Source organism: Roseibium suaedae (genome assembly GCF_900142725.1).
Lineage (GTDB): Bacteria > Pseudomonadota > Alphaproteobacteria > Rhizobiales > Stappiaceae > Roseibium > Roseibium suaedae.
Genome location: NZ_FRBW01000004.1, coordinates 281061 through 302358, shown reverse-complemented (window position 1 = coordinate 302358; position 21298 = coordinate 281061). Strand labels below are relative to the sequence as shown.

The following is a 21298-nucleotide window of genomic DNA, read 5'->3' as shown; positions in this document are numbered from 1 at the left end:
TGTCGATACGGATGAAACGTCATTGCGCCGTTTCCCGGAGAATGAGGCGGCTCGGGTTCTGTCTGGTCAACTGCGGCCTGCGGCCACGAGTTGTTCCACCTGGTTGGCGTTCCGGCATCTGAGCAGCTCCCTGGGCGGCAGGGCGACACCGAATTCCTCGGAAAGCCGGGAGGAAATCTGCTTCAGATGAGAGGGCAGCAGTCCGAGCGTCAGGAAGTCGGTGGCGCCATCAGCGGCTGGTCTCGTGCCCTGCCCGACCACGTCCAGATAGATGTCGAGCACCCGGCTGCCCGGAAGCGCCGTTTCGGATCCCCCGGATGGCTGCCTGGGACTGGAGGCCGAAAGAAGCTCTCTGGCCCGCCGCCTGTCCGGCTTGCCATTTGCGGAAAGCGGAATGCTGTCCACCTTCAGGAAGCGGGACGGAATATGGGATTCCTGCAGGTGCTGACGGGCATAATTGCGCAGATCCGCATCGGTCAGATCAGCCCCCGCGACAGGCTCGTAAAGGGCACCGAGTTCCGTTTCCCCGCGTCTTTCGTCCCCCAGATCCGCCAGGAGAATCCGGGCGACATGGGGATGGGTCACCAGGGCGTTCTCGACATCCGGAATGGAAATCCTGACGCCGCGCACCTTGATGTATCCCTGGACACGGCTGTCGAAGAGAATAAGCCCGTCCGGACGGTATTTTCCCCGGTCACCGGAGCGGAACGCGCGCATAGTCTCGCCGTGCTCATCGGTAATCGTAATGAAGTCATGCTGATGCAGGGCGCCCTGCTCCAGGTATCCGAGAGCCGTACTCACCCCAGACGAATGGATCCGGCCAACGACACCGGTCGGGCAATGATCCCCCCGCTCATTCAGGACAAAGTAGCTCGTCGCAGGAAGCGGGCGGCCATAGGGAATATTTCCCGTGTCTTCGGGACAAATCCGGTGCCAGATGCTCCAGATGGTGGTTTCCGTCGGGCCACCGATGGAACTCAAGCGGGCCGACGGGTTTGTGCGCCTCAGCTCGGCGATAACCGCCGGCTTCAGATAGTCGCCGCCCTGATTGATCAGACGCAGGCTGTCCAGTTCCGTCCCCTGCCGGCAGGACAAAAGCATTTCCAGAATTGTCGGCACTGACGACCAGATTGTCACGCCATGTTCTGCGATCAGCTGGTTCCAGCGGACCGCATCCTTTTCTTCGCCCTGAACGGGCTGAACGAGGGTGGCACCCGCCGTCAGGCAGCCCAAAACCTCGTAGACGGACATATCGTGATGCAGCGGGCTCACGGACAGGAAAACGTCACCCGAAGTGATCTCCCATTCCCTGTTGGTGCTGGTGATGACGTTGTCGGTTGACCGGTTCGACAGAACGACGCACTTGGGCTTTCCCGTCGTGCCGGAGGTATAGAGGTAATAGGCTGCGTCCGGACTTGAGGAGAGGTCCTGAAGCGGCGCTATCAGGGCAAATGGATCGCCCGCCCCCTCCTGCGCAAGAACGGTTGCCGGTGAGATGACCTCATAGCCCTCCACAGCCTCAATCCCGATGATCTGGCCGGGGATGCAGTTGCCGAACATGAACTTCCGCCGCTCCTGCGGTGCGCTGGCATCGACAGGAACCCAGATGATGCCTCTGAGCGCGCAGGCCAGCATGATCATCGTCTGCTCTGGCGAGCGCGGCAGCGCCAGAATGACAACCTGCCCTCTTGTGATGTTCCGCTGGTCGAGGAAGGTCAGAGCCTTGTGCACGCCTCTTCCAAGTTCCTTGTAGGAAATCCTGTCAGAGCCATGGATAAGGGCTGTTTGTCCGGAGGCGGCCGTGAAGAGATGATCCGCGATTTTCTGCAGGGAAAAGCCAGGAGCGTACTGGTCCTCCGCCTCATTGAAGCGGTAGTGGCCGAGATCAAGGATACAGCGGGCCTCCACATGCAAGGCGCCGCTTTCGCAGATCTGTGTGACCGCCTTGTCGAGCGCCGACAGGATATCCTCGATGACCGCACGATCCAGCGCCTCCACCGCATAGTCGATATCGATGGAGAGACCGCCATCCGGCGCAAGGGAAAGGCGAATGTCCATTGCGACCTGAGGCGTCTGCGTCAGGTTGTCATGCAGCCTGACGGCGGCACCCGGATCGAGAACCGGCCAGCCAAGACCGTTCGTCAGAACCACCGGCAGAGCAACCCCGCGGCCCGAAGCTCCAGCCTCCATCAGATGCCGGTTGATCGCAACACCTGAAAAGGCCAGATGTTCCAGCCCTTCCAGCACGTCCCGCTGAAGCAGGGCAGCCCTTTCGGCCAGGGGCACATCCCTGTCCTTGCCCCACCTAAGCGCAAAGAAGGTCGACCGGTTGGCATAGCCCTCTGCAGACCGGGGGGCAGCGGGCACGCCGAGATAAAGGTCGCCTTCACTCACCCAGAGGGACAGGACTTCAAGAATGACGGCCGAAAGGGTGGAATTGCGGAACAGCCCCGCCTTTGCCCCCAGGCGTGTCAGCTGGCTGAACCGGTCCTTGCCGATACTCAGTCCGGCCCGCTCGTATCGGGAGGTTCTGATCGTCTCCAGAGTCGCCTTCCAGGGAAGCTCTGGCGGGCCATCATAGGATGCCAGCTTGCGTCGCCAATAGGCCGCATCCGCCTCAATCGCTTCCGGTGCTGGCGCTTTTTCCGCCTGCACCTGACCGGGGACAGCCGCCCCGCCTCCGGTGTCTTCAAACAATTCCTTCATCAGGGCGGCGATGGAATGTCCGTCGAGGACCAGGGCATCGAACCGGAAGAAGAGCGCGTGGCTGTCGCAGCTTCCCTCTTTGGTCTCCGGCAAGCGGAAGGCGATCACCTGCCAGGGCGGTGTCGCCAGATCGAACAGCTTATGGGTGAAATCCTGCTTCCGCCTTTCAAGCTCGCGCTCGGCAGCTTCGGCAGACAGGCCGCCAAGGTCGATAAAGGAAAAACTCAGAACCGGATTTTCCAGCACATGGCTTGATGCGGTGTCCGCATCGATGACGGTCCGCAGACTTTCATGACTTTCGGCAAGGCGGTGCAGCCTTTCCTCGAAAAGGGCAAGATCGAGAGCGCCGCGATACTCACGGAACTCCTGCATGGCAACACCGCCAAGGGGAACATGCTCGCCTCTGCCGAGAAGGTAGGCGCGCTGAAGGGACGTCAGTTCGGATACCATGTATCTTTCCAGGGTTATTCTGCCGGCTCTGTGCTGGCAGTCACTCGAGCTGAAGGGGTGATTGCAGCCAGGAACGCCTGGGCCACTCTTTCGGAAGCGCCTTGCGACCTCTTACTGATCAAACCGGCGAGCGCGGCCACGGAGCATTCCGGCGGGATATCTGCCGGGTGAATGGAGGCAGAGGGGATGTAGCGCTGAAGAAACGCGGTGAGCTCCCGCTTGTCTTCGGCGGAAAGGCCGAGCTGCCCAATTGTCTGCTGGCCTTGCCCAGTTTGCCGCACTCCCGGCACAAGACGTCCGAGCAACTCGCAGATCATGCGCTCCGTCTGACTTCTGCCGGACACTTCTGTTGCGGTTTCGGCCTGAAGACTTGCCGCAGGAAGCTTCAGCGTCCGAGGGTCCGCGGCGACGGCTTTCACGAGAGACACGAAGTTGTCGAATGCCGCGTCGATCCAGGCATCTGGCAAGGCGTCATAACGGATGTCCCAATTGATCAGGATACCGCCATCCAACGCCGCGACCTGTGCATCGAGCGCAACTTGTGGGCCTTCGGAAATGGCCCAGATCATGGGCCCGAACACCCGGGCAACACGTTCGGAGAACAGATCTCCTTCGGGCAGGTCCAGTCCGGCGGTAAAGACGATGGGCGCAGTCTGCAGGGACCTGTGAAGACGCGAGAGATCGCGCGTCACGCTGACCCCCGGATAGGCAGAATGGGCGAGGAGATCGCGCAGCCGACCCGCCAGACATTGGCTCAGGTCTGCCAGACTCGCCTCAGGCGCCAGATCGACACCGAGAATGAGAACATTGGAAAAATCCCCGACGATCCGGCCGACGTCCGCCACATAGGGCTCGCGCCAGAACATCGGAACATTGAGCCGGAACCTCTGGTCGCCCGTCGCCTTGCCGATCACGGCGGCGAAAAGACCCAGCATCAGGGCAGAGGACGTGATGCGCAGATCCCGTGCCGACCGTTCCAGTGACTTGCGCTCATTGCTGGAAAGCTGCGCTGCGCGCCTGCCGCTTCGAGCCGATTGCCCCGCCGCTCTCGCCGGCAGGCTGGGTGCGGGTGGGATCTCCTCCAGGTGCGTCTTCCACCAGGCTTTGTCCTCCGCCTGCCTTTTGGCGAGCTCCGGATCCGCAGCCTTGGCGTCCAGCCAGTCAAAGTAGGTGGCAGATGGCTTGCGTCCATCAGAGTCGAGAGCCTCGTAGAACTGGGCCAGGCTTTCGACAATGAGACAAAAACTCGGGGGGTCGATGGCAGCCATGTCCGTATCGACATGGAGCCGGCAGGACGTGTCAGTTAGCAGGCTGACGCCGAAAGCCGCTGCTTCTCCGCGGCTGAGATCAAGGGACCGGCCCGTCCAGAGGCGGCGCTTCTCGGCGAGCCGTATCTGCTGCGATTCAGGGGAGAGGGCCGTCAGATCCTCGACCTCTAGAAAAGGACTTTTCTCAATTTCACCAATGACTTGCTGCCCATCATCGGTGATGCGCATGCGCAGCATTGGATGGGCTTTGCAGGTCGCACGAAGGGCGGCCTCAAGCCGATCAACCGCGATGCGACCGCAGCCGAATTCCACATAAAGATGGGCCGAAACATTTCCCAGGAAACCTGTGGCCTGGCGTCCAGTCCAATAGGCGGCCTGCATGGGTGTGAGATTTTTCATTGCGACTTTTGGTATTGACAAAACATGAGTACAATACTCAAGTATTCGCATGGGTCAACCGGTCATATAGGAGACGCTCCATGACAACCCTAGCGCAAGCGGCGCCCTTTGAGGCCGCACTCCCCCAGCCTGAAGCCAAGGGAAAGTTTCTTTTCACATCAGGTAATACGGAGCTGCATGCTGAGGGTATCCGGGAGCGAATCCAGGTCCCTGTCAGGAGCGGCAATACCGCCGGAGCCCTGTTCCAGAACGCTGTGGAAGCTGCACTGGAGCGTGCCCGAAGGGCGGGTCAGGAGAACCCGGTCGTCATCGGGGCAATCCCGTTCGATCTCGCAGACGAATCCTGTCTCTATGTCCCGGAACAGCATGAGTGGCGGACACGAGGAGAGCCAGGAGAAGCTTCTGACTTTGCTCGAGAAATGCCGGATCTTGTCAGCCAGAAGAGCTATCCTGACGAGGCTGGATTCAAACGGGCTGTCCAACATGCCATCGTGAATTTCCAGCACAGTGACGTCCGCAAGGCGGTCCTGTCGGTGGTGCGGGAACTGCAGTTCGCCGAACCGGTGGATGTCGGCGGGTTGCTGGCAAGTCTCAGGGCGCAGAACAAGGATGGCTACCAGTTCCAGATCCCTCTGCCCGAGGGTGGAGACCTGATTGGCGTCAGCCCGGAACTGCTCATCCGCAAGCAAGGACGCAAGTTCCTCTCCAATCCTCTGGCAGGCTCCACAAAGCGCCTCGCCGATCCTTCTGCTGACAAGGCGACCGCTGAATTGCTGCTGCGCTCCGAAAAGGACCAGTACGAGCACAGCCTGGTCGTGCAGGACATCCAGCGCATTCTGACGCCCTATTGCTCGGAAATCAGCGTCCCGGAAGCCCCTTCACTTCTGAGCACGGCCGCCCTGTGGCACCTGTCCACCCGGATCGAAGGACAGATCAGCGATCCATCGATGACGGTCCTGCAGCTTGCCAGTCTGCTTCACCCGACCCCAGCCGTCTGCGGGTTCCCGACCGAGCTGGCCCACCGGCTGATCCGGTTTGTCGAGCCGTTCGAGCGGGGATTGTTCACCGGGCTTGTCGGCTGGTGCGATGCAGAGGGCAACGGGGAATGGGCGATTACCATCCGCTGCGGCATCGTGGACAGGGACAGGATCAAACTGTTCGCTGGCGCCGGTATCGTCGAGGCGTCCCAGCCGGACACCGAGTGGGCGGAAGTTCAGACCAAGCTCGGCACGATGCTGAAGGCTTGCGGCATCGCCGCCTGAACCTGCGGCAGTTCCAGAATCCAGGATCTCACATGACAATCGATTTCCAGCACTGGCCGGCCGGTCTGGCCGGGCAATATCGTGCAAACGGCTATTGGATCGATCAACCGCTGACGCGCATCCTCAAGGATCAATGCCGGTTGCGCCCGTCCGCACCGGCGATCTTGTGCGGGGAGCGGTCGGTCTCCTACGGGGAGCTCGATCAGCTCTCCTCCAATCTGGCGGCGCGGCTCGCCTTGCAAGGGTTGGGGCCAGGCGACACGGCTCTGGTGCAGCTGCCCAATCTGGCAGAGTTCTACATCGTCTTCTTTGCGCTGCTGAAAGCCGGAATCGCACCGGTCAACGCGCTCTTCAGCCACCGGCAGCACGAACTGACCTCATATGTGCAGCAGATCAGACCGAAACTTCTGATCGCGAGCCGCCAGCATGAGCTGTTCAAGACCGACACCTTTATCGGCGGCTTGCAGGAGACACTCGAGCAGCCACTACGGGTGCTGCTGCTGGACGAGGATGCTCCCGAAACCAGCCTCTCGCTCTGGATCGGCAGAACGCCCGAGGGCACTGTTCCGGACCATGGGCCGACAGATGCAGGAGACGTCGCCTTTTTCCAGCTTTCCGGAGGCAGCACCGGCACGCCAAAGCTGATCCCCCGGACACACAATGACTACGATTACAGCGTCCGGGCGAGTGCGGAAATCTGCGGACTAACCCCGGAAACGCGGTTCTTATGCGCGTTGCCTTGCGGGCATAATTTCCCGCTGAGCTCCCCGGGGGCTCTTGGCGTGTTCCATGCTGGCGGCTGCGTCGTGCTGTCGCCGAGCCCGGAGCCACTCACCTGTTTCGAGCTGATCCGCAAGCATCGCGTCACCATGACCGGGCTCGTGCCTTCTGCGGTCAACCTCTGGCTCCAGACAGCTCCGGCTCATCCCGGTGCTCTGGACAGCCTGAAGCTTCTTCAGGTGGGCGGAGCCCATTTCCCTGAATCTCATGCAAGGCAGGTTCCGGACGTTCTGGGATGCAAGCTGCAGCAGGTGTTTGGCATGGCTGAAGGGCTCGTCAATTACACCCGCCTTGATGACCCGGACGAAATTGTCTTCACGACCCAGGGCCGCCCGATCAGCCCCGCAGACGAAATCAAGATCGTCGGCGAGGATGGGAAGCCCGTGACGGATGGCGAAGCCGGCCGGCTTGCCACGCGCGGACCTTACACTTTCCGCGGCTACTATCAGAGCCCGGACCACAATGCGGACGTCTTCGATGAGGATGGCTTCTATTTTTCCGGCGACCTGGTGACCCGGACAACGGACGGCTATCTGCGAGTGGTAGGAAGGGTCAAGGACCAGATCAACCGGGGTGGCGAGAAAATCGCCGCTGAAGAAGTGGAAAGCCTGCTGCTGCTCCACCCGGATGTGCGCGAAGCCGCACTGGTAGCCATTCAGGATCCGTCTCTCGGCGAAAAGAGCTGTGCCGTCATCGTCACTGCGGATGCCGGGCTCAAGCCCGTCGCTCTTCGGCGGCATCTGATGGCGCTCGGCGTCGCCGACTACAAGCTCCCGGACCGGTTCAGCTTCACAGACGCCATTCCCCTCACAGCTTTTGGCAAGCCCGACAAGAAGAAGCTTCGCGCCGAGCTTGCTCAGACATTTTCACTTGCCCCCACTCAATAGAGGCCTTCCATGACTATCCCAGTGATTGCAGACTATCCGATGCCTCAGGAGCTTCCGGTCAACAAGACGCCGTGGAAGCCCGATCCGGCTCGCGCCGTTCTTCTGATCCACGACATGCAGGACTATTTCCTGCGCTATTACGATGAAAATGCCCCCCTGCGGCAGACGCTGATTTCCAACCTGCAGCGCGTCCGCGCCTGGGCTGACCGGAATGGGGTTCCCGTTGTCTATACCGCCCAGCCTCACGAACAGCCGGAAGCCGACCGGGCCCTTCTGAACGACATGTGGGGCCCCGGACTGACGGTCGCCGACCCGGCGCTGCAGAAGATCGTCAAGGGTCTGGAACCTGGCCCGAATGACGTCGTGCTGACCAAGTGGCGTTACAGTGCGTTTCAGCGCTCCGACCTGAAGGACCGCATGAAGGCGCTCGGCCGTGACCAGCTGATTATCGGCGGAATTTACGCGCATATCGGCTGCATGATGACAGCTGCCGATGCCTTCATGAATGACATCCAGGCTTTCATGATCGCCGATGCAGTTGCCGACTTCTCGGCAACCGAACACAGCATGGCGCTGAAATATGTTGCAACCCGCTGCGGTGCCGTGACGGACACGGCCAGCCTGACGGATGCCTCGTCGCAGGAGGCCCCGAGCCGTGACTGGCTGCGCGGCCACGTGCTGGATCTGATCGAGGATGATGCCGACCTCGACCCTGAAGAGAATCTGATCTTCTACGGCCTTGATTCCATTCAGGTGATGAAGCTTGCAGCAGAATTGAAAGAACGGGGCATTCTGGTCACGTTCGACGAACTCGCCCGGGTTCCGACGCTGAACGGCTGGTGGTCCCTGATCGAAAGCAAGCGCCTTGCTGCCTGATCCGGCAAAGAAGTCCGGCTCGCCGTCCCTGCGTTTTGCAGGCAAGCGTGTGCTCGTGACCGGCGCCGCAAGTGGCATCGGCCGCCGGATCGCCGAACGGTTCTGCGAGGAAGGCGCCGACGTGACCGGCCTGGACAAGCAGAATGGTGGCCCAGGGCTGCCATTCCGGCTTCTTGAGGTGGATCTGGCCGATCCGGGAGCTGTTGCAGAGGTTTGCAACAGGCTCCGGGAAGAGCGCGCTGGTCTGGACATTCTGGTGAATGCCGCAGGCATTTTGAGAATGGCCCCCGCGGAAGACCTCTCGCCGGAAGACTGGCAGGCCTGTTTCGATGTCAATGTGAGCGGCCCGTTCTATCTGCTCCGGCAATGGATAGGGGCTTTCAAGGCGCAGCGGGCGGGAGCGATCATCAACATCGCCTCGAACGCAGCACATGTGCCGCGTTCGGGCATGACGGCCTATTGCGCGTCCAAGGCTGCCATGGTGAGCCTCAGTCATTGCGTCGGACTGGAGTTGGCCCCCTTCGGCGTCCGCTGCAATCTGGTTTCCCCCGGATCGACCGACACGCCGATGCTGCAGGCCATGACCGGCGGCGGAGAAGGCTATACGCGGCTGATCAACGGGCTGCCGGACCAGTTCAAGCTCGGCATTCCGCTTGGCAAGCTGGCAAAGCCTGACGACATTTCCGAGACGGTTCTGTTCCTGGCCTCCGATCTGGCCGGACACATCACCCTTCAGGACATCGTGGTCGACGGAGGAGCAACGCTTGGCGCCTAGCCGCTGCGCCGATCGGCAGGCCTGCCCATTGCACAGCCCACATCCCGGCTGAACGCCGAAACACTAGAACCCTCTGGAGGATTGCAAACATGTCTGTAGCTCAGGCACACCTCTCGAACCGGCCAGCTGGTCTGCCCCCCTTCAAGCTGATGGGGCAGATTTCCGCTTACCGCACCACCCAATGCATCCGTGCGCTCGTTGATCTTGGTATTCCTGCCCTGCTCGAAGCGGGCCCACGCAGCTTGAGTGACCTTGCCCAAGCCACAGGAACAAAGCCTGAGCTTCTGGAACGCGTTTTGACGCATCTCGTCCATGAAGAAGTGATAGCAGTGGACGATCAGGGGCGGTACGTCCCCTCCCCGGTGACCTGCTATCTGACGCCGGATCATCCGCAAAGTCTGCGGAACTGGGTGTCCTGCGAACTGGACCCTTTGCTATGGCGCAGCTGGGAAAGCCTGACCGAGCAGCTGCGCACCGGAAACACGGCCTTTGACCTGACCCACGGGTCGGCCTTTTTCGAATGGCACGCTCAGGACAGCGCCGCCCAAAGCCGGTTCGATGCGCAGATGAACGGAGCATCCCGGGGAATTGGTGCCGTGGTCGTGAAGGAGCTTACCTTTGCCCCTGACACCAGTATCCTGGACGTCGGCGGCGGGAACGGATCATTCCTGGCTCAGATCCTGGACAAGAACCCGATGACCCGCGGCACCCTGTTCGAACTCCCGCGCAGTGTCGAGGACTATGACCCTCTCTTTGCGGAGATGCGCAGGCAAGGACGGGCAAACGTCAAGACGGGCTCCTTCTTCGAAAGCGTTCCCTCTCGAGCCGATGTCTATCTGTTCAGCCGGGTCTTTCATGATTTTGACGACACCGCGGCCGCAACCATCCTGCAGAACACCAGGAAGGCCCTTTCCGGGCATGAACGGCTTTACCTGATCGACATGATGGCAGGCGGCCAGGACGCCGGTTCCCGCGCCTCGTCTCAGGACATCTTCATGCTGGCCCAACTTGGTGGCCGGGAGAGAACGGCAGCGGAATTTTCCGCGCTTCTGGCCGACAACGGGTTTGAAACCCTGTCGGTCAAATCGACAGCCAGCCCGGTCAGCATTCTGGAGTTTCGTCCAGCCTAGTAGCTGGTCCAGTCGTTCTCTTTCACGTGAGCCCTGACCTTAAGGTCGGGGCTGACTGCTGACAAAGCAGCTCCATTCCAAAAGCTCCATGACCATAGGAAAACGGTTGTCATCCCCGCGAAGGCGGGGATCCAGTAGCCAATTGAGATAGCTTCTCTTTCCTGCGAACTTTCTCGCGGGATACTGGATCCCGGTCTTGGCGCTCACGCACCAAACCGGGATGACAGGTAAACTTGGCGGGGTGGTCATCAAGCTCAGCCCTGACCACTTCTGGTCAGGGCTTTTCATTTCAGATCCCCACGAGCCATAAAAAACGGCAGCCTGGAGAAATCCAGACTGCCGTTGTTTTCTTTCCGAAGATCAGAAGGTCGCTTTCGCACCGATGCCGAACATGCGCGGCGCTGTCATGGTTGCAAAGCTGCCGACACCACGGCGATTTTCAAGATAGGTCGCAACACGCTCATCAAAGATGTTGTTCACGTAGCCGAAGACCTGGAAGTTGTCGTGGAACTGGTAGGTCGCACGCGCGTTGGCGATCGTGTAGGGATCCGTCTCATAGGCAGGCGTGTTTGTGTCGTCGGAATAGTATCCGTCGAAATGAGAGACGTTTGCAGAGAGCGTCAGGTTGTCCAGAACTTCCCAGTCCACGCCAAAGCCGAGCGTGTAGCCGGGGGTCTTGCTGAAGTCGTTGCCTTCAACCGTCGGAAGAGCGTCGAACCGGGTAATCTCGGTCTTCATCAGGCCTGCGTTTGCCTTAAGCTTCAGACTGTCCAGCACCTGATAGCTCACAGCTGCCTCAAGACCATAGGCATGAGCCTCCTCGGCATTGAGCGTGATGTACTGGGTCACGACGCTGCCCGGCAGGGTGGTCTGGAAGTAACGCTGGGCGTCCTTGTAATCCGTGAAAAACAGATTGCCTGAAATCTCCAGCTTGTCGTCCAGAAGGTTCGCGCGGGTAAAGATCTCGTAGTTCCAGGACGTTTCCGCCTTGAAGGAGAGAGCGTTGCCGTTGAAAAAGTCGTAGACGACACCACCAGGGTTGAAGCCCCGGTTGATCAGGGCACCCACGGTGAAATCCGGAGTGACGTCATAGGCAAGAGCAACCTTCGGCAAGATGGCGCTGAAGCTTTCATCATAGTCAAAGTTGCTTGGAACCGTTGCTGCGGTCGTTGACCTGCCAGACCGCTCGACCCGGTCATGCTCGAAACGAAGACCGCCGGTCAGCGTCCAGGCATCGGTGAAGCGATAGTCCATTTCGGTGAAGATGCCGAGATTGGTCTTGGTGTCATCGAAGTCGGGCGATCCATTATAGGGAAGCAGCAGACTTTCATCCGACTGGGTGTAGGACGCGAAAATGCCGGCCGCCCCGCTCAGCTTGCTGTCTTCATTGCCGAAATTAAGCAATGTCTGGTTGGTCCAGTTCTGCTGGTCGATGCGGGCATCCCCGTTGCCGACCGTCTCCAGGCTCCGGTCGACATAAAGATCGGTGAACTGCGCCTGGTTGCTGAGAACAAAGCCGTTGTCGAATTCATAGGACAGGTCAGCCACGCCCGTATGGGTCCGGGAATAGAAGCTCGGCACGCTGGTCTGGTTGTTTTCCAGCCGGTCGAACGGTTGGACCGTGGCAGCCTCATAGGTGGGCTGGTTGTTCTGGCTGGTCGAGTAGGTCAGCTTTGCCGTCAGGCCGGGGATGGCATCCGGAGTGAAGAGCAGTTTCGCACGTCCATTGAAGGACATGATGTCGAGGTCCGTATGATCCTCTGTAAAGCTCGAATTGATATAGTCGATGAACGTGTCACGACCATAATAGTCAACGGCGACCCGGGCTGCGATCTGGTCTGTCAGCGGGCCCGACAGCATGCCTGACGCCCTGTGGGTGTTGTAGCTGCCATATTCGATCTGCAATGCCCCTTCAGGGGTGAACACCGGATCCTTGGTGGTGACAACAATCGCCCCGGCGACGCTGTTCGCCCCCTGAGAGGTGGTCTGCGGCCCACGGAACACTTCGATCTGATCCATGTCCCAGATGGACGTCGAGCCGAAGACGGATTCGAAGTAGCTCTGATAATGGCCGTCGATGTTGATCGACGCCCGCGGGACCGTGCCGGAGTAAAAAGCAACCGCACCGGTGTTCGGGCCCTGGGTGTCCTGGCCGCGGATGATTGGCGCAACGCCGACAGTCCCGGGATAATAAACGTTGGGCGTGTCCTCGATGGCGCTCTGGACAGTCTTTTCCTCAGGACGGGTTTCCTGATCCGACGAGGTGATCACCTCCACGGAAGTGGCCGTTTCCTGCAGTGTTCTGGCAACCTTTTCACCGCTCACGGTGATCGCATCGAGGACTGTCGTGTTGGACACGGTTTCCGCTTCAGCATCCTGCGCCCAGGCCCCACCTGCAACAATCTGCGAGACAGTGAGCATGGCAGTACCGCCAAGCAACACCGCAATACGGGTCGATGTCATTTTATTCCCCTGAAATCGTGAATGAGCGCGAGCGGGAAAAGCCTTGCTCGCGGCCGGTTTTGAAAGGGAGATCCTGTCTCCTGTTCCGGTCCACGCTTGCCCCAGCCGCCGGTGAAAGGATCAACTGAGTTTCACTATACAGAATTCATTCTTCATATCAACATGAGTATAATACTCATAAATTAATGTGACGGATCCGCAACAGCCTGTCACAACAACCTGAATCCCCACGGAGATTTTGGCGCCGTCCGGATTGAACTCGGCGTGTTTGACCAATACCTTGTGGCAAGGATGGGAGATTGATGCGGTGAACATGTGCACGACGCGAAAGCTGTCAAAGCGGGCTTTTGCATTCGGAAATGCAAAGGCCCTTGAGATGGATTGCCATCAAATGCCGCGCCTTTGCGCAGGCTGGGCGGTCCCGACATGAGCGACGGCCCAGAAACCGGCAACGACACTTCCTTGCCCAAACGGTCCGGGAACATTCAGTCTGTATCCATCGCCACCAGGTTCCTGAACATCCTGGCCAATGCCTCGGAGGCCATGCCGCTCGGCATCATCGCCAAGCAGGCAGGAACCGGCAGCCCCACGGCCCACCGGTATCTCCAGAGCCTGGTGAAGGAAGGGCTTGTCATGCAGGACCCTCAGACCGGTCACTACGATCTTGGCCCCACTGCACTCAGCATCGGCATTGGCGCCTTGAAGCGGGTAGATGCGGTCGAGATCGCCGCCCGGCATATGAAACAGCTGGCGGCCGGGTTTGCCGCCAGTGCAGGTGTGGCGATCTGGACGGAACGCGGCCCCACCGTCGTCCGCTGGTACCGCAGCTCGCAGTTCTCCATCAGCTCGGTGGGTTTGGGCGATGTGCTGCCGGTCGACAATTCGGCTTGCGGACTTGTGTTCCAGGCCTTTCTTCCAGAGAACCAGATCAGCGCCGCGCGCAAGCTTCAGCCCGCTCATTTCCGGGGCAAAACCCCGTCACGTGCAACATTGGAGACAGTGCGCTCCGGGTGCTGGGCTGAGCTGACGGATCATCTTTTGCCGGGCATCACCGGCCAGGCAGTACCCGTGTTCGATGCGCAGCAGGAAATCGCCTGCGTGATGACCACGGTCACCAACCTGGGCCTGATCCACAAGCCGGAAGACCGGCTCGCCCTATTCGACTGCGCCCGCAAAACCGCCCACGAAACAGGCGGCCTCGAAGCCTTCCGAGATCTGTGACGCAAGATGGCCAGGAGCAATGCCCCGCCTGAGCAAAAGAATGAGGCAGCCGCCAACAGACGCGCGGCAGCTGAGACAGATACAAGAACTTTGAAAAGATTGGTGATCCCGACGCGATTCGAACGCGTGACCCTCAGATTAGGAATCTGATGCTCTATCCTGCTGAGCTACGGGACCACTTGGGGCGGAAATAGCATGATCCGGAGCGCATTGCGACCCTCGATTTTGCCCGCTCCGATCCCGTGAATGGGATACGCACAAACGGCTCCCCTGCCGTGGTAGAGTGGGCTTGATCCTTCACGGTCGCGGAAGTTGAGGCTTGGGACGGACAGGGAGTTCGGCCGGATGCATCCGGCACAGAAGATGGCACAAATACAGGCTCCCAAAGCCGGATCCTTTGCGGCAGGTCTTTAATAGTGCGGCCGCACTCCTGCTGATCCTCGCCGGACTGATCTCCGGAACCAATCGAGCAGATGCAAAGGACACTGCGCCCGCAGCGGCGGCATACGCTGAAGGCGCAGGAGGGGCGTCCACAGCTGCATGCCTTCCCGAGGGGGGGCTCCCCATTCCTGTCACCGGCCCAGACAAGGCCGGCTTCTTCCGGACACTGCCTGGCGAGACCTCTGCCAAGGACGTACATCATTACGTCCTCACAGATATTGCCGGCGCGTGGAGCGGCCCTGACACGCCAATTCCTGCAAGTGGACAATCGCTTTGGGCCTGGCCCCAGGGAAAGCCGAACCGGTGGGGACTGACACCTGCCTGGATCACCGCCGATAGTAAGGGGGGAGCCCTTTTGCAAATCCAGCTGATTGAACGTGGACTTGCCTTGGCCGCGCCCTATTTGGGCTCCATGGCCTGTAGCAAGGCTTTGATCGCGGCCGAGAAATCGGCCCGGGTGAGAAGACAAGGACGCTGGAAGAAGGAGACTGCGCTTTCAACCATGAACCTGAACGCATTGACAGCGTCTGCGGGACACTATGTCCTTGTCGAAGGACGCATCGTCTCTCTTGGAAAATCCTCCCGGACCCGGTATCTCAATTTCGGCCGTAACTGGAAGACCGATTTCACGGCAACTCTTTCGACCAAACAGGAAAAATCCTTCAGTGACGCGCTGGCCAGTGCCGGCATGTCTCTCGAGGATTTGGCTGGACATGCCGTTCAGATCAGAGGTGTGGTAGATCTGAACGACGGCCCCCACATACACATGACCCATCCGGGTCAGATCATCATTCTGGATGGCAACGAGGACAGGAAGTGACGGCAAGGTCTGGCATCATGGGCGCGGCAAGTCTGCGCAAGGACGCCGAAGGCAAGGCAGAACGCGCAGGCGCTGGACGGCAAATGTCTCCGGTCCGCCGCGTCGCGACGCTTGCCCTGTGCGCCTTGCTTGCCTCCTGCCAGTCCTTCGGCGGCGGCTCTCCCAATGTGACGACCATTGCACCGGGCACACTGCGGCCCGGTCTTGGCGCGGATATCGGCGCAAAGGAACACCCGCGCGTCGTGGCCACTTATGGCGGCGTCTACAAGAACGACGGCGCCGTTCGGGCGGTCGCGAGTGTCGTCGGCCGGCTGGTGGAAGCCTCCGATGACCCGTCCCAGAGCTACCGCATCACGATCCTGAATTCGCCCGCGATCAACGCCTTCGCCCTGCCCGGTGGCTATCTCTATGTCACCCGTGGTCTGCTGGCGCTGGCCAATGACACGTCCGAACTGGCCGCTGTTCTTGCCCATGAAATGGCGCACGTGACCTCCAATCATGCGATTGAACGGCAGCAACGCGCCGAGGCACGGGAACTGGCAAACAAGATCCTGACCAATGTGGTGCAGGATTCCGAACAGGCCAGGCAGGCGATCCTGTCCTCGCAGCTTTCCTTCGCACGGTTCTCCCAGGCCCAGGAATTTCAGGCCGACGCCATCGGGGTGAAGACCCTGGCGAAGGCCGGGTTCGACCCCTATGCGGCCTCCCGCTTCCTGAAATCCATGGCCGATTTCCAGGCCTATCAGACCGCGCAGCAGATCCAGTCCAGCGCCCCGGACTTTCTCTCCTCCCACCCCAACACGCCGGAACGCGTGGACCTGGCGGTGCGCGAGGCCCGTCAGGTGGCCGCTCCCGGCATCGGCGAGCGGGACCGGAACCGCTATCTCAGCCAGATCGACGGCTTGCTCTACGGCGACGATCCGCTGGAAGGCTTTGTGCGGGGCCGCTCCTTCCTGCACAAGGCGCTCGGCATCGGCTTTACCGTGCCGGCCGGCTATCTTCTCGAAAATTCGCCTGAAGCCGTTCTTGCCAGCAATGGCGACGGCACGGCCATGCGGTTCGACGGGGCGGATGTCAGCAGCTTCGAGAACCTTGCCGATTACATGAATTCAGGCTGGATCAACGGCCTCCTGCCGCAAAGCGTGCGCGAGACCACGGTCAACGGCATTCCCGGGGTCGTTGGTGCCGCCATCACCCAGGGCTGGTCCTTCCGGATCGCGGTGCTGCGGATCGGCAAGACCGGCTACCGCTTCATCTTTGCCAGCCGTTCGCCGAGCGAAGCCTTTGAAAGCCAGTACCGGGATACCCTCGAAAGCTTCCGTCAGCTCACGCCGACAGAGCGGGCGCGGCTGCAATCTCTCCGGATCAAGGTGGTTCAGGCCAGCGCTGGCGACACGCCGCGCAAACTGGCAATCGGCATGCGGGGCGTAGAGCCTTCCCGCCGCCTGAGCTTCTTCACCGTGCTCAACGGCATGGAGCCTGACGAACCAATCCCGGCGGGAACCGCAGTCAAGCTGGTGACGGACTAGTTCGCCAAGCAGCAGGCTAGCCTCTCGGGATCAGTGCCCGCCCTACGGGTTTCGGCGGTTCGCTGCGCAGAACGATGGCCGTCGTGACGGAACCATATCGCGCGATCGCATCGACGATCGTCTCCAGGTCCGCGGGTGTCGGCACGATAACCTTCAGATGAAAACAATCCTCGCCCGTCAGCCGCAGCACTTCTAGGATCTGCGGCATTTCGGAAAACTGCTTCAGACAAGCCTTGATGTGCTCATGGGTGGTCTTGAGCCGGATGACCGCCATCATGCCAAGGCCAAGCGCAGCGGGATCAATCACAGCCCGATAGCCTTTGATGATCCCGCGCTCTTCAAGCCTTTTCAGGCGCTCCGAAGTTGCCGGCTGGGACAGCCCCACCTTCCGTCCCAGTTCTGAAACGCTGATGCGGCCATCCTCTTGCAGGGTTTCAATTATGGCGATATCCGTCGGGTCGAGCCCGGGATGAAACTCAGTCTTGCGAACCATTGGCCTTTAATTCATCGGAATTGTTTATCTCTTTCCGATGGATGCCAATTCCGGGAAGGCATGTAAACGGTCAAGATCCCTGCCTCGCAACAAAGAGGGCAAGCATGGCCGAATTCATACATCTGCCGGGGATCGGCAACTCGGGCGAAATGCATTGGCAAAGCCGCTGGGAAGCAGCCGATCCGGCGATCCGGCGTTTTAAGCCGGCCAGCTGGGATCAGCCCGATCTGACCGATTGGATCGCGGCGCTGGAACGGGCCGTGAGCGCGGCCGAAACGCCACCCGTTCTTGTGGCTCACAGCCTCGCTTGCCTGCTGGTCGCTCATTGGCAGAAGGCAAGTACTCTGCCGGTCAAGGGCGCTTTTCTTGTCGCCGTACCGGACCCGAAGTCGGCTGTATTTCCTGCCCAGGCAGCGAGCTTCGTGCACCCACCGGAGGAGAGGCTCCGCTTCCCGTCCCTGATCCTGGCAAGCAGCAACGATCCTTATGGGTCTCAGCATTATGCGGAGACCAGAGCAGCGCAATGGGGAAGCGACCTGACCGTCATCGGCGCGGCTGGCCACATTAACGGTCAAAGCGGCCTGGGAGACTGGCCGGAAGGCCGAGGTCTGCTAACTGCTTTCGTGAAGAGGCTAGAGACTGACCTCTGACTTTGTGGAGAGGGTACTTCACTCAGCAAGGCAGCGCATCGAAAGCTACCAAGCTCCCGATGCGCCGCCCGTTTCACATGTAATAGGCTGCCTGATCCGGCTGGCGCTCAACCAAGACAGCCTTGAGCTTTTCCATGGCCCGGCTTTCGATCTGACGGACACGTTCCTTGGAAATGCCAAGGGTCTGGCCAAGGGATTCCAGGGTTGCACCATCATCCGTGAGGCGCCGCTCCTTCACGATGCGCAACTCCCGGTCATTCAGGACCCGCAGCGCATTGCGAAGCCAGGTCTTCCGGCGTTCGACATCAATGTTCTCCGACACGATCTCATCCGGCAGCGGGGCATCACAGACCAGGAAGTCCTGACGATCCGCAGAGGATTCATCCCCGTCGGCCACCGGCGCATTCAGCGAGGCGTCCGGACCGGACAGACGCGCATTCATCAGGGCCACATCTGCCGGCTTCACGCCGATCGCATCCGCGATCTTGCGGTGGAGTTCGGAGTCGGTCAGCGTCTGGCCACTGCCGGAAAGCTTGGCACGCAGGCGGCGCAGATTGAAGAACAGAGCCTTCTGGGCGGAGGAAGTCCCGCCGCGCACGATGGACCAGTTCCGCAGAATGTAGTCCTGGATCTGGGCCCGGATCCACCAGGTAGCATAAGTCGAGAAGCGCACTTCGCGCTCCGGCTCGAAGCGGGCGGCAGCTTCCAGAAGACCAACATGACCTTCCTGAATGAGATCGACCAGCGACAGGCCAAAGTTGCGGTAGCGGGAGGCAACAGCGATGACAAGGCGCATATGAGCGAGGGTCAGGGCCTCGAGCGCCTTCTCGTCCTTGTCATTCTTCCAGCGGCGGGCGAGAGCCTGCTCGTCTTCGCGGGTGAGGTAGGGTGCCTTCATGGCCGCACGGACCAACTGGCGTCTTTCGTTTGCTGACGTCGTCATTTCGGCCACTCCAACAGGTTGTCCGGAATTCTTGTGAAACAAACGCGCCGGAACCAGTTTGGTTCCAAACGAATCCAGAAAACGACCACAGGATGCAAACGTCAAGACCACCACCTGATGACAAAAGTTCGTCATCCCGGTCACAACCCATAAAAAAAGCCCGGAGCGCTGCCCCGGGCCAATTTCAGTCAGGATGTTAAGAGCCTGAAATCAGGCAGCTTCTTCCTGATCGTCATCATCATCCGAACCCGCTTCTTCAGCAGCCTTGGCGCGGCTCGGAGCCTTGGCAAGGTTCTGTTCGATCTGCTTGGTTGCTTCGGTTTCGGAGCACTTGTTCACGGCAGCGATCTCGCGCGCCATACGGTCAAGGGCAGCTTCATAGAGCTGGCGTTCGGAATAGGACTGCTCAGGCTGGGATTCCGAACGATACAGGTCACGAACCACTTCAGAGATCGCGATCAGGTCGCCGGAATTGATCTTTGCTTCATATTCCTGGGCACGGCGGCTCCACATGGTGCGCTTGACGCGCGGACGTCCGCGAACGGTTTCCAGAGCCTTCTTCACTTCCGCAGCTTCACCGAGCTTGCGCATACCAACGGACGCAATCTTTGCGACCGGAACCCGGAGGGTCATCTTGTCCTTTTCAAAGACGATGACGAGGAGTTCAAGGGTGTGACCTGCAACGCTCTGTTCTTCAATGGCAGTAATCAGGCCAACGCCGTGAGCCGGATAGACGATGTATTCGCCCGTTTTGAAACCCTGACGCTGCGCGGCCTTTTTCGTTACAGTTGCCATTCTCGTATCTACTCCTGCGCAGTTGCCGGTCTGACAGACCGTTTGAGCCGCGAACTGCGGCTCATGAACTCTAGTGACGCGCACATGACCCAATCGCGGTCCTGATTGGGAACGCCTGTTGATATCGGGCGCGTCTGGGTGGTCAGTCGTTTAAATCCAATTTAGAAAGTTGGTCAGTAGGCGGTGAGACTCGCCTCACAATCCGTGGGGACTGTGTTCCGAAATGCCTCCGTGTCAGGGGGAAACTTCCTGCGGTTGAACGACTGTCTGGTAAATATAGCACACCTCTGCGCTAAATTAAAGCACAGAGCGTGTTTTGCCGTCACATCCTGTCTTTCGCCCCGTCATCTAGTGGTTTACCGCCTCTCTACGCGCGAATTCAGCCGCCAATTCTGACGGACAGACGCAAAAACCCGCGCAGCCGGCTAAACAAGCGGCGCGCGGGTTCTGATATGCAATAGAAATCCGGTCAGGCAGTTCAGTTGCCGGACGGACCTTCCGGTGAGAAGAACTCTTCCAGCTTGTTGGTCTTGCCGTCGAATTCGGCAGCCTCTGGAAGTGCATCCTTCTTCTCGGTGATGTTCGGCCACTTCGCCGCATATTCGGCGTTCAGCTCGATCCACTTTTCCAGGCCCGGTTCGGTATCCGGCAGAATGGCTTCGGCAGGGCATTCCGGTTCGCAAACACCGCAGTCGATGCATTCATCCGGATTGATGACCAGCATGTTCTCGCCTTCGTAGAAACAGTCTACGGGGCAAACCTCGACGCAATCCGTGTACTTGCACTTGATGCAGTTGTCAGTGACGACGTAGGTCATCGTGATCCTCTATGCGGCAGTCTCTGAAATCGGATCACGAGCTTGACCGCCGGAAAGGTGCGGCTGCTTGCGTCCATTTGTTCTTTGCGTTTGGGTATCCCGTTTGTGGCGGCTGCGCAAGCGCTGGCGCTTGCTCAAATTCACCTGAGGCGAAATGCCTTGCCCGAACGGACGGAAGAACCGGATTCTCGTTTCAATCCGCGTCCCGGAAGGCGTCCAGCTTGCGCCGGTCGCGCTTTGTCGGCCGTCCGGCACCCGGATCCCGCTGGGCGGGAACAGCTGGCGTCTCGACCTTGTCGGGTGGCGGCGGAGACAGATCCTCGTAGAGAAGACGGGCTTCCTCATAGGGCCCGCGGCGGGTGCCCAACGCCACGACCTTGAGAATGAGGATCTTGCGCTCCAGCCCAATGGTCAGCACGTCCCCTGCGCGGATGGCCTTGCTGGAAGAGTCGATCTTCTCCTTGTTCACCCGGACATGGCCCGAGGTCGCAAGCTTCTGAGCAAGGGAACGGGATTTCGTGACCCTGGCGTACCAGAGCCACTTGTCGATCCGTAATGTTGCGCCTTCTGCGCTCATACTGGTCCTGTTCCGC

General features: G+C 60.0%; 17 protein-coding genes and 1 tRNA gene. 9 read left to right on the top strand and 9 right to left on the bottom strand.

Annotation, left to right across the window (positions count from 1 at the left end; translation table 11 throughout):
- Window positions 1-66: 66 nt before the first annotated feature.
- Together BUA94_RS17810 and BUA94_RS17805 are read right to left on the bottom strand one after the other, a co-directional pair.
- Complete coding sequence (locus tag BUA94_RS17810; RefSeq protein ID WP_073014675.1) at window positions 67-3156, bottom strand: AMP-binding protein; 3090 nt, start codon at window positions 3154-3156, stop codon at window positions 67-69.
- Window positions 3157-3170: 14 nt separating this feature from the next.
- A complete protein-coding gene (locus tag BUA94_RS17805) occupies window positions 3171-4823 on the bottom strand; it encodes a condensation domain-containing protein (protein ID WP_175558073.1) in 1653 nt (550 codons plus the stop codon).
- Between the two features lie 80 nt (window positions 4824-4903).
- Between BUA94_RS17805 and BUA94_RS17800 the strand changes: the two genes are divergently transcribed.
- The 5 genes from BUA94_RS17800 to BUA94_RS17780 all read left to right on the top strand — a co-directional run bounded on the left by BUA94_RS17800 (window position 4904) and on the right by BUA94_RS17780 (window position 10533).
- Entirely contained in the window at window positions 4904-6085 is a 1182-nt protein-coding gene (locus BUA94_RS17800; protein WP_073014673.1) for an isochorismate synthase, read from the top strand.
- A 32-nt stretch (window positions 6086-6117) separates the two neighbouring features.
- Window positions 6118-7752: a (2,3-dihydroxybenzoyl)adenylate synthase gene (locus tag BUA94_RS17795; RefSeq protein WP_073014672.1), complete on the top strand. Its 1635-nt coding sequence runs from the start codon at window positions 6118-6120 to the stop codon at window positions 7750-7752.
- A gap of 9 nt (window positions 7753-7761) precedes the next feature.
- Complete coding sequence (locus tag BUA94_RS17790) at window positions 7762-8628, top strand: isochorismatase (RefSeq protein WP_073014671.1); 867 nt, start codon at window positions 7762-7764, stop codon at window positions 8626-8628.
- Window positions 8621-9403 carry a 2,3-dihydro-2,3-dihydroxybenzoate dehydrogenase gene (gene dhbA / locus BUA94_RS17785; RefSeq protein ID WP_175558080.1) on the top strand — a complete coding sequence of 261 codons (783 nt, stop codon included), beginning with the start codon at window positions 8621-8623 and terminating at the stop codon, window positions 9401-9403. Before BUA94_RS17790 ends, dhbA begins: the two co-directional genes overlap by 8 nt.
- Window positions 9404-9492: 89 nt before the next feature.
- Entirely contained in the window at window positions 9493-10533 is a 1041-nt protein-coding gene (locus BUA94_RS17780; protein ID WP_073014670.1) for a methyltransferase, read from the top strand.
- Window positions 10534-10893: 360 nt separating this feature from the next.
- On the opposite strand, the gene BUA94_RS17775 is transcribed toward BUA94_RS17780, so the two are convergent.
- A complete protein-coding gene (locus tag BUA94_RS17775; RefSeq protein ID WP_073014669.1) occupies window positions 10894-12996 on the bottom strand; it encodes a TonB-dependent receptor in 2103 nt (700 codons plus the stop codon).
- Between the two features lie 426 nt (window positions 12997-13422).
- Between BUA94_RS17775 and BUA94_RS17770 the strand changes: the two genes are divergently transcribed.
- Window positions 13423-14217, top strand: a complete 795-nt coding sequence (locus tag BUA94_RS17770) for an IclR family transcriptional regulator (RefSeq protein ID WP_073014668.1) — start codon at window positions 13423-13425, stop codon at window positions 14215-14217.
- Between the two features lie 100 nt (window positions 14218-14317).
- Here the strand turns inward: BUA94_RS17770 and BUA94_RS17765 are convergent.
- Window positions 14318-14394 (bottom strand) — tRNA-Arg (locus tag BUA94_RS17765).
- A 766-nt stretch (window positions 14395-15160) separates the two neighbouring features.
- On the opposite strand from BUA94_RS17765, the gene BUA94_RS23385 reads away from it, so the two are divergent.
- Window positions 15161-15478: a hypothetical protein gene (locus tag BUA94_RS23385; RefSeq protein WP_139251189.1), complete on the top strand. Its 318-nt coding sequence runs from the start codon at window positions 15161-15163 to the stop codon at window positions 15476-15478.
- Window positions 15475-17007 carry a M48 family metalloprotease gene (locus BUA94_RS17755; protein WP_208980143.1) on the top strand — a complete coding sequence of 511 codons (1533 nt, stop codon included), beginning with the start codon at window positions 15475-15477 and terminating at the stop codon, window positions 17005-17007. The genes BUA94_RS23385 and BUA94_RS17755 overlap by 4 nt, the downstream gene beginning before the upstream one ends.
- A 16-nt stretch (window positions 17008-17023) precedes the next feature.
- Here BUA94_RS17755 and BUA94_RS17750 read toward each other — a convergent pair whose 3' ends face one another.
- Window positions 17024-17500 carry an Lrp/AsnC family transcriptional regulator gene (locus tag BUA94_RS17750; RefSeq protein ID WP_073014666.1) on the bottom strand — a complete coding sequence of 159 codons (477 nt, stop codon included), beginning with the start codon at window positions 17498-17500 and terminating at the stop codon, window positions 17024-17026.
- Between the two features lie 104 nt (window positions 17501-17604).
- Between BUA94_RS17750 and BUA94_RS17745 the strand changes: the two genes are divergently transcribed.
- Entirely contained in the window at window positions 17605-18150 is a 546-nt protein-coding gene (locus BUA94_RS17745; protein ID WP_073014665.1) for an RBBP9/YdeN family alpha/beta hydrolase, read from the top strand.
- Window positions 18151-18223: 73 nt separating this feature from the next.
- Here BUA94_RS17745 and BUA94_RS17740 read toward each other — a convergent pair whose 3' ends face one another.
- The 4 genes from BUA94_RS17740 to BUA94_RS17725 form a co-directional block, all read right to left on the bottom strand.
- Window positions 18224-19093 carry an RNA polymerase factor sigma-32 gene (locus BUA94_RS17740; RefSeq protein ID WP_073014664.1) on the bottom strand — a complete coding sequence of 290 codons (870 nt, stop codon included), beginning with the start codon at window positions 19091-19093 and terminating at the stop codon, window positions 18224-18226.
- Window positions 19094-19303: 210 nt separating this feature from the next.
- Window positions 19304-19888 (bottom strand): CarD family transcriptional regulator, encoded by a 585-nt coding sequence (locus tag BUA94_RS17735; protein ID WP_073014663.1) that lies wholly within the window; start codon window positions 19886-19888, stop codon window positions 19304-19306.
- A gap of 478 nt (window positions 19889-20366) precedes the next feature.
- Entirely contained in the window at window positions 20367-20705 is a 339-nt protein-coding gene (fdxA, locus tag BUA94_RS17730) for a ferredoxin FdxA (protein ID WP_073014662.1), read from the bottom strand.
- Window positions 20706-20898: 193 nt separating this feature from the next.
- Window positions 20899-21282 (bottom strand): RNA-binding S4 domain-containing protein, encoded by a 384-nt coding sequence (locus BUA94_RS17725; protein WP_073014661.1) that lies wholly within the window; start codon window positions 21280-21282, stop codon window positions 20899-20901.
- Window positions 21283-21298 lie beyond the last annotated feature (16 nt).